General features: G+C 70.7%; 12 protein-coding genes. 4 read left to right on the top strand and 8 right to left on the bottom strand.

Going from position 1 to position 14130, the window contains the following annotated elements; all coding sequences use genetic code 11:
• Positions 1-3 precede the first annotated feature (3 nt).
• Positions 4-3330: an ATP-dependent helicase gene (locus HKK74_RS28535; protein ID WP_187246468.1), complete on the bottom strand. Its 3327-nt coding sequence runs from the start codon at positions 3328-3330 to the stop codon at positions 4-6.
• 299 nt (positions 3331-3629) lie between these two features.
• On the opposite strand from HKK74_RS28535, the gene HKK74_RS28530 reads away from it, so the two are divergent.
• On the top strand, positions 3630-4571 hold the full coding sequence (locus HKK74_RS28530) for a hypothetical protein (protein ID WP_187246467.1): 942 nt from the start codon (positions 3630-3632) through the stop codon (positions 4569-4571).
• A gap of 71 nt (positions 4572-4642) precedes the next feature.
• Here the strand turns inward: HKK74_RS28530 and HKK74_RS28525 are convergent, their stop codons facing one another.
• Complete coding sequence (locus HKK74_RS28525; RefSeq protein WP_187246466.1) at positions 4643-4876, bottom strand: hypothetical protein; 234 nt, start codon at positions 4874-4876, stop codon at positions 4643-4645.
• A 105-nt stretch (positions 4877-4981) separates the two neighbouring features.
• On the opposite strand from HKK74_RS28525, the gene HKK74_RS28520 reads away from it, so the two are divergent.
• On the top strand, positions 4982-5467 hold the full coding sequence (locus tag HKK74_RS28520; RefSeq protein ID WP_187246465.1) for a VOC family protein: 486 nt from the start codon (positions 4982-4984) through the stop codon (positions 5465-5467).
• A 54-nt stretch (positions 5468-5521) separates the two neighbouring features.
• On the opposite strand, the gene HKK74_RS28515 is transcribed toward HKK74_RS28520, so the two are convergent.
• The 5 genes from HKK74_RS28515 to HKK74_RS28495 all read right to left on the bottom strand — a co-directional run bounded on the left by HKK74_RS28515 (position 5522) and on the right by HKK74_RS28495 (position 9594).
• Complete coding sequence (locus tag HKK74_RS28515) at positions 5522-6490, bottom strand: serine hydrolase (RefSeq protein WP_187246464.1); 969 nt, start codon at positions 6488-6490, stop codon at positions 5522-5524.
• 125 nt (positions 6491-6615) lie between these two features.
• Positions 6616-6921, bottom strand: a complete 306-nt coding sequence (locus HKK74_RS28510) for an MGMT family protein (RefSeq protein WP_187246463.1) — start codon at positions 6919-6921, stop codon at positions 6616-6618.
• 27 nt (positions 6922-6948) lie between these two features.
• Positions 6949-8463, bottom strand: a complete 1515-nt coding sequence (locus tag HKK74_RS28505) for a S8 family peptidase (protein ID WP_246492081.1) — start codon at positions 8461-8463, stop codon at positions 6949-6951.
• Positions 8457-9218, bottom strand: coding sequence for a hypothetical protein (locus HKK74_RS28500; protein ID WP_222722840.1), 762 nt, complete (start codon positions 9216-9218; stop codon positions 8457-8459). The genes HKK74_RS28505 and HKK74_RS28500 overlap by 7 nt, the downstream gene beginning before the upstream one ends.
• A 181-nt stretch (positions 9219-9399) precedes the next feature.
• A complete protein-coding gene (locus HKK74_RS28495) occupies positions 9400-9594 on the bottom strand; it encodes a CsbD family protein (RefSeq protein WP_187246462.1) in 195 nt (64 codons plus the stop codon).
• A 224-nt stretch (positions 9595-9818) separates the two neighbouring features.
• On the opposite strand from HKK74_RS28495, the gene moeZ reads away from it, so the two are divergent.
• Positions 9819-11000 (top strand): adenylyltransferase/sulfurtransferase MoeZ, encoded by a 1182-nt coding sequence (gene moeZ / locus HKK74_RS28490; RefSeq protein WP_187246461.1) that lies wholly within the window; start codon positions 9819-9821, stop codon positions 10998-11000.
• 51 nt (positions 11001-11051) lie between these two features.
• Here the strand turns inward: moeZ and HKK74_RS28485 are convergent, their stop codons facing one another.
• Entirely contained in the window at positions 11052-11762 is a 711-nt protein-coding gene (locus tag HKK74_RS28485; protein ID WP_187246460.1) for a TetR/AcrR family transcriptional regulator, read from the bottom strand.
• Positions 11763-11890: 128 nt separating this feature from the next.
• On the opposite strand from HKK74_RS28485, the gene HKK74_RS28480 reads away from it, so the two are divergent.
• On the top strand, positions 11891-14080 hold the full coding sequence (locus HKK74_RS28480; RefSeq protein WP_187246459.1) for an MMPL family transporter: 2190 nt from the start codon (positions 11891-11893) through the stop codon (positions 14078-14080).
• Positions 14081-14130 lie beyond the last annotated feature (50 nt).

The following is a 14130-nucleotide window of genomic DNA, read 5'->3' as shown; positions in this document are numbered from 1 at the left end:
TGCTCACTCGCCGACCTGCCCGCCCTCGTCGTGGACGGGGCAGCAGGAACGCACCGGGCACGTACGGCAACCGTCGTTGGCGCGCGCCTCGAACACCGGGCTCGCCATACCGGTGGCGACCACCTCAACCAGCTTCTTGGGCCAGTCCGGGTCGTCGTCCTCGGCGGGCGGGGGCTGGTTCTGCTCCCGTGCCTTCGCGGTGAGCGACGCCTTGCCGACCTGGACCAGTTTGGCGCCGCCGGGCTCGATCAGCCCGTGCCGCTCGAAGGCACCGAGCATCACGGCGTACTGGTAGACACCGAGCTGAGGGTGCCGGGCGAGGTCGTCCTCGGGGACCTTCTGGGACGAGGTCTTGATGTCGACGATGACCGCGCGGCCCTGCTGGTCGCGCTCGGCCCGGTCTATCCGGCCCTTGATGACGACCCGGCCGAGGTCGACCTTGAACGACTCCTCGAGCGCGACGACCTCGTTGGGGTTATCCCGATGCCAGGTCAGGAACTTGTCCACCATCGTGGTGGCGGACTGTCGCTGCTTGTCGGAGTACCAGCCGCTGCGGAAGTCGAGGTCCTGCCAGATCTCGTCCAGCCGCTTGGCGATGTGCAGCTCGTTCACACCGTCGTCGACGCCGACCATCTCGGCCACCGCGTGGATGACCTTGCCCATGGTGCTGTACTCCCCCGGCGGGCCCTCCTGCGCGCCCACCGCCGACGCCAGCAGCCACCGCAGCCCGCAGGTGGTGAACGTCTCGACCTGGGAAGGCGAGATGGCGATCTGCTCGTCCTCGGCGAACGCCGGCCCGGCGTCCGACAGCCGGGTGATGGCGTACCAGAGCTCCGGCCGCGCTCCGCGCACGCCCGCACGGGCCAGCCGGGCCAGGTGACCGGCGGCCGCCCGGCGCAGCGCTTCGGGCCGGGACGGGTCCGCCACCACCGAGCGCAGGTCGGCGACGAGGGCCGACAGCGACAGCCAGCGGGTCTTCTCGTCGAGCTGCGCCTCTTCGAGGGTGCCCGGCACGAGGTCGCTCAGGAACCGGGACGGCCGTTCCTCGGTGTCGGCGCCGCCGACCGCCGTGACCACCAGCCGCCTGCGTGCCCGGGTGACGGCGACGTAGAACAGCCTGCGCTCCTCGTCGAGGAGCTTGGCGGCGACCGAGGCCCCCGCGACCTCGTCGACGGCCAGGTCACTGCCGGCGGCGACCTCGATCAGTTCTTCGATGCCCAGCAGGGAGCCGCGTAGCCGCAGGTCCGGCCACACGCCCTCCTGCACGCCCGCGACGACCACGACGTCCCATTCCAGGCCCTTGGCACGGTGCGCGGTGAGGATCCGTACGGCCTCGCCCTCGGGTGCCTGCTCGGCGAGCGAGTCACCGGGGATCTCCTGCGAGGCGAGGTCGTCGACGAACAGCTCCGGGCCCGCCTTGGGCAGCCGGTCGACGAACCGGGCGGCGTGGTCGAACAGCGCCACGACGGCGTCGAGGTCCCGGTCGGCCGCCGCGCCGCGCGCGCCGCCCCTGACGCTCTGCTCGAGCAGGGTCTCGGCGAGCCCGCTCTGCTGCCACACCGCCCACAGGACGTCCTCGGCGGTCCCGTTCCGCCGCGCCTCGTCTCGTACGGTCGCGAGCAAACCGGCGATCCGCTCGGCCGGCGCCCGTACCTTGGGGTGGACGAGGAGCAGCTCACGCGGGTCGTTCAGCGCCGCGACCAGCAGCTCGCTCTGCGGCCGTTCCCCACCGGACAGCGCCTCGAGATCGCGGAGCGCCCGCTTGAGCCGGCGCATGCTGAGGGCGTCGGCCCCGCCGAGCGGCCCGGTGAGCAGGTCCTCGGCCATCTCATCGTTCAGATGGCCGCGCTTCAGCGCGCATCGGAGCAGGATGATGATCGGCCGTACGGCCGGTTCGGCGTAGAGGGGCACCTCGTCGCCCGCCACCACGACCGGCACGCCCGCCTGGCTCAGAGCGCGCCGCAGGACCGGTACCTGCCGCACCGCCGACCGTACGAGCACGGCCATCCGCGACCACGGCACCCCGTCGAGCAGATGGGCGCGGCGCAGCTCGTCGGCGACGAGCGCTGACTCCTGGCTCACGCTGTCGGCGACGAGTACCTGTACCTCGCCCTCGTCGGCGCCGTCGACCGGCCGCAGCGCGCGGTGCTGTGTTGATGGCGCTCGCTCCGCTCGCGCGGCTCGGGGCGCTTCGAGGCGGCGGCTTCCCTCGTCGCTCCGGTCGCTCGTTCCTCGCTCCCTGCGCTCCTCAGTCCAGCCACCGCCGCGCCCCTCGCGGGGCCCATCGGCATGGTCCCTCGCGGTACCCATGGGCTCACTCGCGGGTCGAGCCGCCGCCGCACCACTCGCAGGCAGCCGCTGTGCGATGCGCCGGGAGGCGTCCAGGAGCGCCGGGCCCATCCGGCGGCAGGTCTCCAGCGCGACCACGGGCGCCGACTCGCCCTCGGCGGTGCGGAACCGGTCCGGGAAGTCGAGGATGCCGCGCACGTCGGCGCCGCGGAACCCGTAGATCGACTGGTCGGGGTCGCCCACCACGACGAGGTCGCGGCCATCGCCGGCGAGCCGCTGCAGGAGGTACTCCTGTGCCGGGTCGGTGTCCTGGTACTCGTCGACGAACACGATGTCGTAGGCGTCGCGCTCGCGGAGCCGCACCTCTTCGTCGGTGAGCAGCCCGGCCGCGGCGCGGATCAGCTCGGCGTAGTCGTAGGACGGCACCGGATCGATGTCGAACCGGGCGGCGTAGCGGTCCATGAACCCGCCGATCGACACCCAGTCGGGGCGCCCTCGCACCCGGCCGAGTTCGATCAGCTCCGCCGGGCCGAAGCCGCGCTCGGCGGCACGCAGGTAGAAGTCCCTGAGCTCCTCGGCGAAGCCCTTCGTCGCCAGGGCGGGCCGGAGCCGCTCGGGCCACTGCGCGCCGCCGTCCTCGAGCTCGCCCTCGAGCAGCCGCCGAACCTCGAGCAGCTGCTCGGGACCGGACAGCAGCCTGGGAGGGTGGTCGTCGGCGAGGACGGCGTCACGGCGCAGCAGCGCGTAGGCGTAACTGTGGAAGGTCAGCGCGAGCGGGGAGCGGATGGTGCGGCGCAGCCGGCCGCTGATCCGCTGCCTCAGCTCGACCGCCGCCTTGCGGCTGAAGGTGAGGACCAGCACCCGCTCGGGATCGACGCCGCGGTTCTCGATCCGGTCGACGACCGCCTCGACGATCGTGGTCGTCTTGCCGGTGCCCGGCCCGGCCAGCACCAGTATCGGCCCCCGCTCGTGCTCGACCACCCGCCGCTGGTGCTCGTCGAGCACGGGCGGGAGCGCGCGCGCCGGGCCGGCGCGACGCACGAGACGATAGGTGGCTTCTGGCACAACAGACGATTTCAGCAGATCATCGGGACAACACTGACCAAGAGAGCCGCATGTCGCGAATGTGACCCACGAAAAATCTGTCAGCGGCAGTGCCCGCAGGGTGCCGGCGGGCTGCGGATGCGAACGTTCGGTGCCGAGAACACGCCGAAGCGTCACCGGTCCGGCGCGGTCGGGCACGGTCGGGCGGCACGCCAATGAGTCCGGTCGGAACTGTCCACGCCACTGTTAGGTGGCCATATCTTGATCGCGGTCAGCAGCGGCCGGACAATTCGCTGATGATGAGATATAGGGGCGTACTCGGCTCCGCTGTCGCGATCACCACGGTGGTCGCACTCGGCGCGTGCACGGGTGACGACGAGGGCTCCGGTTCAAAGAACGCCGGCGGGGGCACGCAAACCCCGGCGATCTCGCCGCAGGAGTACCGCACAGCGCTGTCGGCGGCCACCACGCCGCTGAACTCGGCGCTCTCCGCCTTGGCCGACGCCAAGGCGTACAAAGGACTGACCCAGCGCATCAGCACCGCCGAAGAGGCGGCGGCCCAGGCCTCCGCCCGATTGGGAGTGGTGCGGCCGCCGGCCGCCGTGGCGGACGAGCACGTGAAACTGGTCGCCGCGTTGCAGCGGTTCAACGAGGACCTGCGGACGCTCGGCTCGGAGGTCGGCGACCGGGAGCTGTGCACCGCGGCCTCGGCACGAGGGCGGCTCGGCCGGGCCGACGGGTCGACGGCCGTCCGCGACGTCGCCGCGGCCCTGACGGCGAAGGGACCCGACTACCGGGTCGACCTCAAGGTCCCGGCCGCCGTGAAGGAGCGCACCCGCCGGCTGCCGAACGGACGGTTCGTGCGGGCGGGCGCACGCGGCGCGCGCGGCACGCTGACCATCGACAACGGCGGCGGCAGCGACTCCGTGGTCACGCTGGCCAAGGGGAAGCGGCCGGTCTACTCCGTCTACGTGCGGAAGGGCAAGAAGTACACGGTGACCGGCGTGCGGGACGGTACCTACCGCGTCTACTTCACCGGCGGGTCCGACTGGGACGCGGGAGCGAAGGGCTTCAGCCGCGACTGCGCGTTCGAGCGGTTCGAGGAGTCGCTGGCATTCCGCACGACGACGACGGCGACCCAGATCCGGTGGAGCACCTGGCGCATCACCCTGCAGCCCGTCACCGGCGGGAACGCGCGCACGTCCGAGGTCGACCCCGAGGACTTCCCGGAGGGCTGACGTCCCGCCCGCCCCGGACGCAGGTATGGCCGGGCGGGCCACCCGATCCGCACGGCTCCGTGCGCTGCCCGCTAAGGGCGGATGCCGGCCTGGTCCGGTACGACCTTGGGCAGTGCGCGCAGCCAGCCGGCCAGGTCGGCGGGCCACCATCTGCCGGCGGTCGCCGACAGGGCGTCGGTCACCTCGGCCGCCGTCCGGTCCCCGGCCGTCAGAGCCCGTACGTTGTGCAGCGAGCCGAGCGCGGACACCACCTGGTCGGCCCGCTCGCCCGCCACCACGACCACTGTGCTGCTCAGCCGCCGCATGGCACGGATTCTAGGACGTTGATCGCAGCGTGTGCGCCCTGGCCCCGTGGGTAGGCCGCACAATGGTGCACAAGGTTGAACGCGGCGGCACAGCGAGGCGGAGCAATGATCGATCTGGCAGCCATCGAATCCGAGCGGGCGCGCATCCGGGAGACCTACCTCCACGATGACCGGGCGGGCAGCTCGGCACGCGGCCTGCACCACATGGCGCTGCTGTCCTCGGACGTCGAACGGACCGTGCGGTTCTACCAGGAACTGCTCGAGTTCCCGCTGACCGAGATCTTCGAGAATCGCGACTACCAGGGTTCGAACCACTTCTTCTTCGACATCGGCAACGGCAACCTGCTCGCCTTCTTCGACTTCCCCGGCCTGGACCTCGGCCCGTACGCGGAGGTGCTCGGCGGGCTGCACCACATCGCCATCTCGGTCGACCCGGCGACCTGGGAGCGGCTGCGCGGCAAGCTCGACGCCGCCGGAGTCCCGTACCAGGTCGAGAGCGGCGCGTCGATCTACTTCCGCGACCCGGACGGCGCCCGGCTGGAACTGCTCGCCGACCCGCTCGGCGAGATGTACGGCGACCGCGTGCTCTGACCCGTCCTTCGGGCCGGTTGCGTTGTCCCCGCGAAAAGGCAGACCAGGGACCCTCTAGTCGGCTGCAGTGCGGGGCGTGGTCTTGCGGAACTCCCGGGCGGCGAGTTCGACGACGTGCTCGACCACGGCGATGCCGTCACCGGTGGTGGCATGGTGGTCCGACATGACGGCGATCAGCCAGTCGTGCCCGGGCGTCCGCACCCGGCCGATGCTGTTGATCGCCCAGAGCTTGCCGTGCGCGAGCCGTCGCTGCCAGCCGTTCTTCAGCGCGACCTGATCGCCCTTGCGCGCGGCGGCGCTCACCCCCCACGCCTGCTCCTTGACGACGCTGCTCATCAACCGCAGAACGTACGCCCGGTCAGCGGCGTTCAGCGGGCCGTCGGTGCGGACCAGGTTCGCGAGCAGGCGGACCTGTTCCTCGGTCGTCGTGTCCGTGATGCCCCAGCAGTACAGGTCCAGGCACCTGCCGCCGGACGTACGGGTATCGCGCAGCCCGAACCGGCGGTTGGCGGCGGCGACCCCGGTGGGTCCGCCGACCACTTCCCAGAGCCGGTCGGTCGCCTTGTTGTCGCTGTAGCGGATGGCCAGCCCGGCGAGCCGCCGTTCTTCGGCGCTGAGCGGCCGGGAACGCGTGCGCTTCCCCTTCGACGAGCGGCCCTGTCTCTGCAGGAGCAGGGTCATGAGGATGTCGACCTTGGCGCAGCTCGCCGTGACGAATCGCCGCTTCGGGTGGTAGCGGTAGGTGATCCCGGTCGTGAGGTCGCGCATGACCAGCGACACGGGCCGCCCACGGACGTAGCGGTCCAGCGCTCGGGTGAGCCCCTTGCGGTCGAGCTTGCGCGGCTTCGGCGTCGCGGTGGGAGCGGGCGGCGGCAACGGCGACGGGGCGGCCGCCGGGACGCTCGGGGACGCGACCGCGTGTGGAGGCGCCGTGTCCGCCGTACGGCCGAACGCCGCACCGCCGCAGAGGAGCAGCGGCGCCATGGTCAGGGCCGTCCACACAGTGAGGCGGGTCCGGCGCACACGGGCTCCTTCTGGGAGTGCTCACGCGGCGCCCATGCCTTCAGGCCCCCGCCTCCGGCGCATCGGCAAATGCCGCATATGGTCGCGAATGCTACAAGAAGGGCGCGCGCGGCCGGCGTCCCGGCCTACGAGCCGTCCCAGCGGGCCCTGCGCATGTCGACGCGGGCACCGTCCGGTCGCAACGGAGTCCCCTCGGCGGCGTAGCGCTCCAACGCCTCCCGCTCATGACCGGGCAGCGGCCGGCCGTCGGCACGGATCACCCGCCACCACGGCACACCACCGCCCTGCGTCGACATCACCCGGCCGACCTGCCGTGGCCCGCCGAGCCCCAGATACTCGGCAATGTCGCCATACGACATGACCCGTCCGGCCGGGATGCGCTCTACGACGTCGAGCACCAGTTCGGCGAACTCATCGGGATCGGTTGGCACCGGTGCACCCCCTCGCCGTCCCCACGATCACGGTTGCCAGTTCGGGTGGTTCGGATAATGCGGGTGGTTCGGATGGTGCGGCGCGTGGTTCGGATGGTGCGCTTGGTTCGGATGGTGCGGCGCTTGGTTCGGATGGTGCGCTTGGTTCGGATGGTGCGGCGCTTGGTTCGGATGGTGCGGGGCGTGGTTCGGATGGTGCGCCTGGTTCGGATACTGCTGGTGGTACATCGGGGCGGCCGGCGGCAACGGGGGCGCCGGCTGGCCGCGCCTGCGCCTGCGGGCGACCATCCAGACGGCGGTGCCGATCAGCCCGAGCAGCCCCAAGGCGCCGAGCCCTCCGCCGATCGCCAGCGGCGCAACGTCGTGCCGCACGACCTGTACCGGGCCCGGCTCGTCCTCCGCGAACCGCTGGGCGGCGCCCAGGCCCACGCCCTCCGTCTTGGCGCTCTCCAGCTTCTTGGCCGCCTCGAGAGCACCGGCGGCGTTGACCTCGCCGAACCCCACTCCGGAGTCATAGCCACCGGACGGGCGATGAGCCGTGCTCGCCACGATCGCCTGGGTGACCAGCGCCGGGGAGAGCTTGGGGTACTTCGACCGGACGAGCGCCGCGACCCCGGAGACGAACGCGGTGGCCGGGCTGGTCCCGTCGCCGACCCAGTACTGGTTTCCCGGGCCCGCGCCCAGGATCCGTACGCCCGGCGCCGAGACCACGACGGCGGAGTTGCGGTTGGAGAACCCGGCGTGCCGGTGGTCGGCGGTCACGGCGGCGACCGAGATCACGCCTGGGAAGGAGGCCGGGTAGGAGTACGGTGCGTGGCCGGTGCGGCGAGCCCTCCTGGACGCGCCCGCGTTCCCCGACGCCGCGACGACCACCACACCCCGGGAGATGGCGTACGCGACCGCCTGACGCTCCTGCTTGGTCGGCAGGGCCTTGCCCAGCGACATATTGATCACATCGGCCCCGTGGTCCACCGCGTAGCGGATGCCGTCGGCGATCGTGTCGCTGAACCGCTCGTTGCTGTTGAAGTGGCCGAATCCCGGTTCGTCGTTCTCCAGGATCACCCGCAGGGCGAGGATCTTGGCCTCGGGCGCCACGCCGATCATGCCGTCGAGTCGCCCTGAGCCGTGGCCGTGCCCTGCGATGATCGAGGCCATGTTCGTGCCGTGCAGCCGCTTTGCGGCGACGCCGGGCGGGTTGGCGCCCTTGGTCAGGTCGGGCCCCGTCGTCACCGAGCCGACCAGGTCCTGCTGCCGCGCGTCCACGCCCGAGTCGAGCACCGCGACGGTCGTGCCCTTGCCCTTGGTGATGTTCCAGGCGCGCTGCACGTCGAGGGACGACAGCACCGGCCACATCTCGTCGCGGATCTCGTCTGCGTGCGCGTCCGTGATGAACACGGGCGGGCCGACGAGGGCGACGGCCGTCGCGCACGCGACCAGCCGCGTGCCGGCCTGTGCGCCCGGCCACCTGCCGCGCCGTCCGCCGGGCGGTCTGCCGCGCCGTCCACCGGGCCGATGGCCGCGCACCCGCAGGCCCCTCAGCATGACCACGCCGGGGACGAGCAGTCGGGCCGGGCCGGTTTCGCCAGCGATCCGATGATCGAATCGGCCAGCTGTGGCACGACGACCTTGAGATAGCCCTGCTTCTCCTTGATCTTGGCCGCCGGCCGGCCGTCGGCGTAGCCGATCGTGGCCATGACCAGATAGGGGCCGCGATGCCGGATGGCGGCCTCCTGCCGGGCGGCGTCGTCGAACCGGGCGGCCACCGAGCCGGGCAGCGACAGCGCCCGTAGCCCCGAGGAGGCCTTGATCTCCTTCGGCAGCCCGCTCATCGCGCCGCTCGCCTTCGACGCGTCCGGGAACGCCACGACGCCCACGGTCATCGCCAGGCCCTGGAGTTGATCGAGGTAGGTCGCACGGATCACGGCCCGGCAGCCGTGCGAGCGCAGTACGGCTCGCAGTGAGGCGTCGACGGCGCCCTCGCAGGCGGTCTCGTGGCCGATGCCGATCCGCCGTGCCGACTCCTTCCCGCCCACGCTCAGCGTGTACGGAACGGTGTCAGGGAAGATCTTCCCGGCCGGCCAGGCCTCCCAGCGCCGCGCCAGTTCGGCGGCCGTCGCACGGTCGCGTTCCGCGGCGGTGGGCGGCCGGGTCAGCTCACCGGCCAGCACTACGGCAGAGGCGACCAGGGCGGCCAGGCAGACGACCGTGAGCACACCGGCGACCACCAGTGCGCCACGGCGGCGCCGGGGCTGTGGTTGTGAATGGGGCCATCCGCCCGCGACGTCGCCTTGGAACACGATTCGGCAGGGTAGCCCACCGAACGCCCGTCGACAGGTGGTACCGACATAGATCGGCTAATCATTGTGATGAGACCGATAGATGGCCCCAGCGCCGCGGTATGGCGTCGCGCGCGCACGCGACGCGCCGCACCTGCTGAGAGATCACGCTTGACCGCGTGATCTCTCAGCAGGTGCCGGGTCACCGCCCAAAGGACTTCTTCACATTCCTGACGGCGTCCTTGGCGTGCTCGCCGACCTGCTTGACCCCGCCGGCGGCACGGTCGCGACGGCCTTCGGACTCGAGATACGGGTCCCGGGTCTCGCGGCCCGTGGCCTCCTTGGCGTGGCCCTTCCCCATCTGCATACGATTCTTGAGCTTGTCCATGAAGCTCATCACTGCCTCCATTCACTTACTCCCTACCGACCTCCCTACCGACGCGGTGCCCGGTGAGACCGGATTCATGCAGGCCGGCAATGTTTCATCCCGGCTGTCCGGAACCGTCGGGCGCGGTGGCCGAGCCGCCGGTCCACATCGGGAATGAGCCGGGACGTCGGTAGGTTGATCCTGAACAGGACGAGAGTGTCCGATCACGACCGATCGACCGCAGGAGAACAACCGTGTCGCTGCCACCGCTGGTCGAGCCCGCATCAGAGCTCACCGTCGATGAGGTACGCCGTTACTCGCGGCACCTGATCATCCCCGATGTCGGGATGACGGGGCAGAAGCGCCTCAAGAACGCCAAGGTGCTCTGCGTGGGGGCCGGGGGTCTCGGTTCGCCCGCGCTGATGTACCTCGCCGCCGCGGGCGTCGGCACGCTCGGCGTCATCGACTTCGATGTCGTCGACGAGTCCAACCTGCAGCGGCAGATCATCCACGGCCAGTCGGACGTGGGCCGGGCCAAGGCCGAGTCGGCGGCCGCGTCGGTCGCCGAGATCAACCCGCTGGTCGAGGTCATCGTCCACAACGAGGCGCTGACGAACGACAACGTCATGGAGATCTTCAGCGGTTACGACCTCATCGTCGACGGCACCGACAACTTCGCCACGCGCTACATGGTCAACGACGCTGCGGTGCTGCTCGGCAAGCCGTACGTGTGGGGATCGATCTATCGTTTCGACGGCCAGGCGTCGGTCTTCTGGGCCGAGCACGGGCCGTGCTACCGCTGCCTCTACCCCGAGCCCCCGCCTCCCGGCATGGTGCCCTCGTGCGCCGAGGGCGGCGTTCTCGGCGTGCTGTGCGCCTCGATCGGGTCCATTCAGGTCAACGAGGCGATCAAGCTCCTCACCGGCATCGGCGACCCGCTGGTCGGACGCCTGATGATCTATGACGCCCTCGAGATGAGCTACCGCGCCGTCAAGGTGCGCAAGGACCCGGAGTGCCCGCTCTGCGGCAAGAACCCCACGATCACCGAGCTCCTCGAGGACTACGAGGCGTTCTGCGGCGCGGTGTCCGAGGAGGCCTCCGAGGCGGTCAAGGACTCCACGATCGGCGTTCGCGACCTCAAGGCCATGCAGGACCGCGGCGACGACATCTTCCTGATCGACGTCCGTGAGCCGAACGAGTACGAGATCGTGTCCATCCCGGGCGCGACGCTGATCCCCAAGGGCGAGATCCTCGACGGTTCCGCGCTCGAGAGGCTGCCGCAGGACAAGAAGATCGTCCTGCACTGCAAGTCGGGTGTGCGCTCGGCCGAATGCCTTGCCGTCGTCAAGAGCGCGGGCTTCTCCGACGCCGTGCACGTCGGCGGCGGAGTTCTCGCCTGGGTCAACCAGATCGACCCCTCGCTGCCCTCCTACTGACGGCCCGTACCGTTCCGCCCCGGCCCGCCGTGCGGTGCCGGGGGGCGGACCTCATTCCTCGCGGCGATAGGTCAGCCCGAGGATGAGGCCGATCTCGGCGAGGTTGAGCTCGAACATCTCGGTGGCGTCGTCCATCGCGAACTTCAGGTGCCCGAACGCCTCCAGGCTGACGATGCCCTGGAGGCGGATCCAGGACTGCACGAAGATCAGCATGGTGCCCAGCGGAAGGCCGCCGCCGAGGCTCTCGCGGTAGCGCGTCAACTGCTCGCGCAGGCTCGGGTCGATCTCGTCGTCCGCCGGCACGGCGAAGGGCGCCTTCTGCCACAGTTCCTGGAACAGGGCCAGGAAGGTCCGGCCGAACCGGCGGCCGCTGTCGGTCGCGATGTCGTCGGTGTCGACGTCGAGGCCGGGTAGCGGTGTGCCGAAGAGCAGCGCGTATTCCGCCCTGTGGTCCAGCGCCCAGCGGCGGAAGTATCGCGACACGGCCAGGAACTTTCCCGAGAGGTCGTCCGGACCGACCGTATGGATCGCTCGCTGCAGTTCCTCGGCCAGCTCGATGAACAGATCGCCGACGACGTGCCGGATCAGCTCCTGATGGCTGTCGAAGTACCGGTACAGGGCGGGCGCCGTCATTCCCATCTCGCGGGCGATGGCCCGCAGCGTCACGGCCTCTGGTCCCTCGTCCACGAGGATCCGGCGGGCGGTCTGCGTGATCTCCCGCATCGTCGCGGCCCGCAGACGGTCCCGCCGCGTCTCACTCATCCGACTCCAATCTCCTGAACACGCTTGACGGAAGTAAACGGTGTATGCGAAGTTAACACCATTCGCAAGTTAACGCCGTTTACCACGGTAACGCCAAGTAGCAGTGTAGCTCCGACACGGGAGATTCGATGTTCGAGAACTGGGCTCGCCTCGTCTACCGGCGACGGCGGGCGACCCTCTGGTTGACCGCGGCGATGCTCGTCGTCGCGGCCGTATGGGGCACCGGCGTCTTCGGAGCCCTCACATCGTCCGGCGGTTTCGACACCCCCGGCAGCGAGAGCGCCCGCGCCACCGAGATCGCCGACCGTGATCTGGGCCGGGACTCCGCCGACATGGTGATGCTCTATCGCAGCCCGGGGCGTACCGTCGACGACCCCGCCTTCCGGCCCGCGGTCGAGCGGGCCCTCTCTGCGCTGCCCTCGGACAAGGTCGACGGCACCGCGACGTACTGGTCGACCGGCTCGCCGCAGTTCGTCAGCAAGGACCGCACCGCCACGTACGCGGTCGTACGGCTGGCGGGCGCCGACGACCAGGCCCGCCACGACGCCTACGAAGAGCTACGGGACGTGGCCGCCACGGCGCCGGGGCTGACCGTCCAGGTCGGTGGCGCCGTGCCCACCGAGATCACGATCAATGAGCGGGTCAGCGAGGACATCGCCAAGGCCGAGTCCATCTCGATGCCGGTGCTGCTCGTCCTGCTCGTGGTGATCTTCGGCAGCCTCGCCGCGGCGAGCCTCCCCCTGGCCATCGGGATCGTCGCGATCCTCGGCTCGTTCACCGCACTACACCTGATGACCCTGGTCACCGATGTCTCGATCTTCGCGATCAACATCACGACGTTCCTCGGCCTGGGCCTGGCGATCGACTACGGACTGTTCATGGTGAGCCGGTTCCGCGAGGAGCTGAAGGCCTCGGACGGGGCGGCGAAGACGGAGGACGCACTGGCCCGCACGATGACGACCGCCGGGCGCACCGTCGCCGTGTCGGGGGTGACGGTCGCCGTCGCCCTGTCCGGTCTCCTCCTCTTCGACCAGGTCTTCCTGCGGTCGATGGGCTTCGGCGGCGTGGCGACCGTGCTGGTCGCCATGCTGGCGGCGCTCACCGTGCTTCCGGCGCTGCTGGCCGTGCTCGGCCCCCGGGTCAACTCGCTCTCGGCGAGCCGGTTGATCCGCCGGCGGCGCGGGACGGGCGGCCGTCCGGCCCGGGAGGAGGGCCAGGGCTGGTACCGCCTCGCGCAGACCGTCATGCGGCGCCCGATCGTCTTCACGGTGGCGACGATCGCGCTCCTGCTGGCGCTCGGTTCCCCGTTCCTGCACATCAACTGGGGCGGCGTCGACGGCAAGGTGCTGCCCGCGGGAACCGAGGCACGGGTCGTGGGCGAGGTCCTGGAACGGGACTTCCCGAACAACGCCACGAGGCCGATCGAGGCGGTCGTGACCGGCACCGGCGACCAGGCGGCGATCGCCGCCTACGCCGACCGGCTGCGCCAGGTGCCCGGCGTCACGAGCGCCGGCCTGAGCGGGGCCCAGGGCACCACCGCCCGCATCACGGTCGGCTATGACGCCGGCCCGAACTCGGACCAGGCCCGCTCACTGGTACGGGAGGTGCGGGACGTGCCGCCCCCACCGGGTACGCGGGTGCACGTCGGTGGGATGCCCGCGGAGCTCGTGGACCAGCTCGCCGGCATCGGAGACGTCCTGCCGCTGCTCGCGCTCTTCGTCGGTGTCGCGACCTTCGTCCTGCTGTTCCTGGCCTTCGGCTCGGTGATCCTGCCGCTCAAGGCCATCGTGATGAACCTGCTGTCGCTGTCGGCCACCTTCGGCGCCCTGGTCTGGATCTTCCAGGACGGGAACCTGTCCGGTGTCCTGGACTTCACCGCGACGGGCAGCATCGCCCCGGCAATGCCGATCCTGATGCTGGTCATGCTGTTCGGGATCTCCATGGACTACGAGGTGTTCCTGCTGTCGCGGATCCGCGAGCAGTACGACCGCGACGGCGACAACATCGCGGCGGTCGCGGCGGGCATACGGCGCACGGGCGGGATCATCACGAGCGCGGCGCTGCTGTTCATCGTGGTGATCGGGGCCTTCTCCACCTCCGGCATCACCTTCATCAAGATGACGGGGATCGGCATGGCCACCGCGATCGCGGTCGACGCGACCATCGTCCGGGGGCTGCTCGTGCCCGCGACGATGCGGCTGCTCGGCCGGGCCAACTGGTGGGCACCCAGGCCCCTCGGCCGCCTCTACCAGCGGTACGGCATCCGCGAACACGGGCACGCCGCGGAGCCGACCATGAAGGTGCCCGCCGGGATCTGACGTCCGCGGAGCCGTACCTGATCGGGGGCGTCCGCCTGACCGGGTGTGGC

It is taken from the genome of Actinomadura alba, assembly GCF_014323705.1.
Taxonomy (GTDB): Bacteria; Actinomycetota; Actinomycetes; order Streptosporangiales; family Streptosporangiaceae; genus Actinomadura_C; species Actinomadura_C alba.
This window is presented reverse-complemented; position numbering and strand designations above follow the sequence as displayed.

Excerpts from the sequence above, each read along its gene's own strand:
- HKK74_RS28525 (WP_187246466.1), bottom strand. The coding sequence starts at position 4,876 with ATGCGGCGGCTGAGCAGCACAGTGGTCGTGGTGGCGGGCGAGCGGGCC.
- HKK74_RS28480 (WP_187246459.1), top strand. The coding sequence starts at position 11,891 with ATGTTCGAGAACTGGGCTCGCCTCGTCTACCGGCGACGGCGGGCGACC.
- HKK74_RS28530 (WP_187246467.1), top strand. The coding sequence starts at position 3,630 with ATGATGAGATATAGGGGCGTACTCGGCTCCGCTGTCGCGATCACCACG.
- HKK74_RS28520 (WP_187246465.1), top strand. The coding sequence starts at position 4,982 with ATGATCGATCTGGCAGCCATCGAATCCGAGCGGGCGCGCATCCGGGAG.
- HKK74_RS28495 (WP_187246462.1), bottom strand. The coding sequence starts at position 9,594 with ATGAGCTTCATGGACAAGCTCAAGAATCGTATGCAGATGGGGAAGGGC.
- HKK74_RS28505 (WP_246492081.1), bottom strand. The coding sequence starts at position 8,463 with ATGCTGAGGGGCCTGCGGGTGCGCGGCCATCGGCCCGGTGGACGGCGC.
- HKK74_RS28485 (WP_187246460.1), bottom strand. The coding sequence starts at position 11,762 with ATGAGTGAGACGCGGCGGGACCGTCTGCGGGCCGCGACGATGCGGGAG.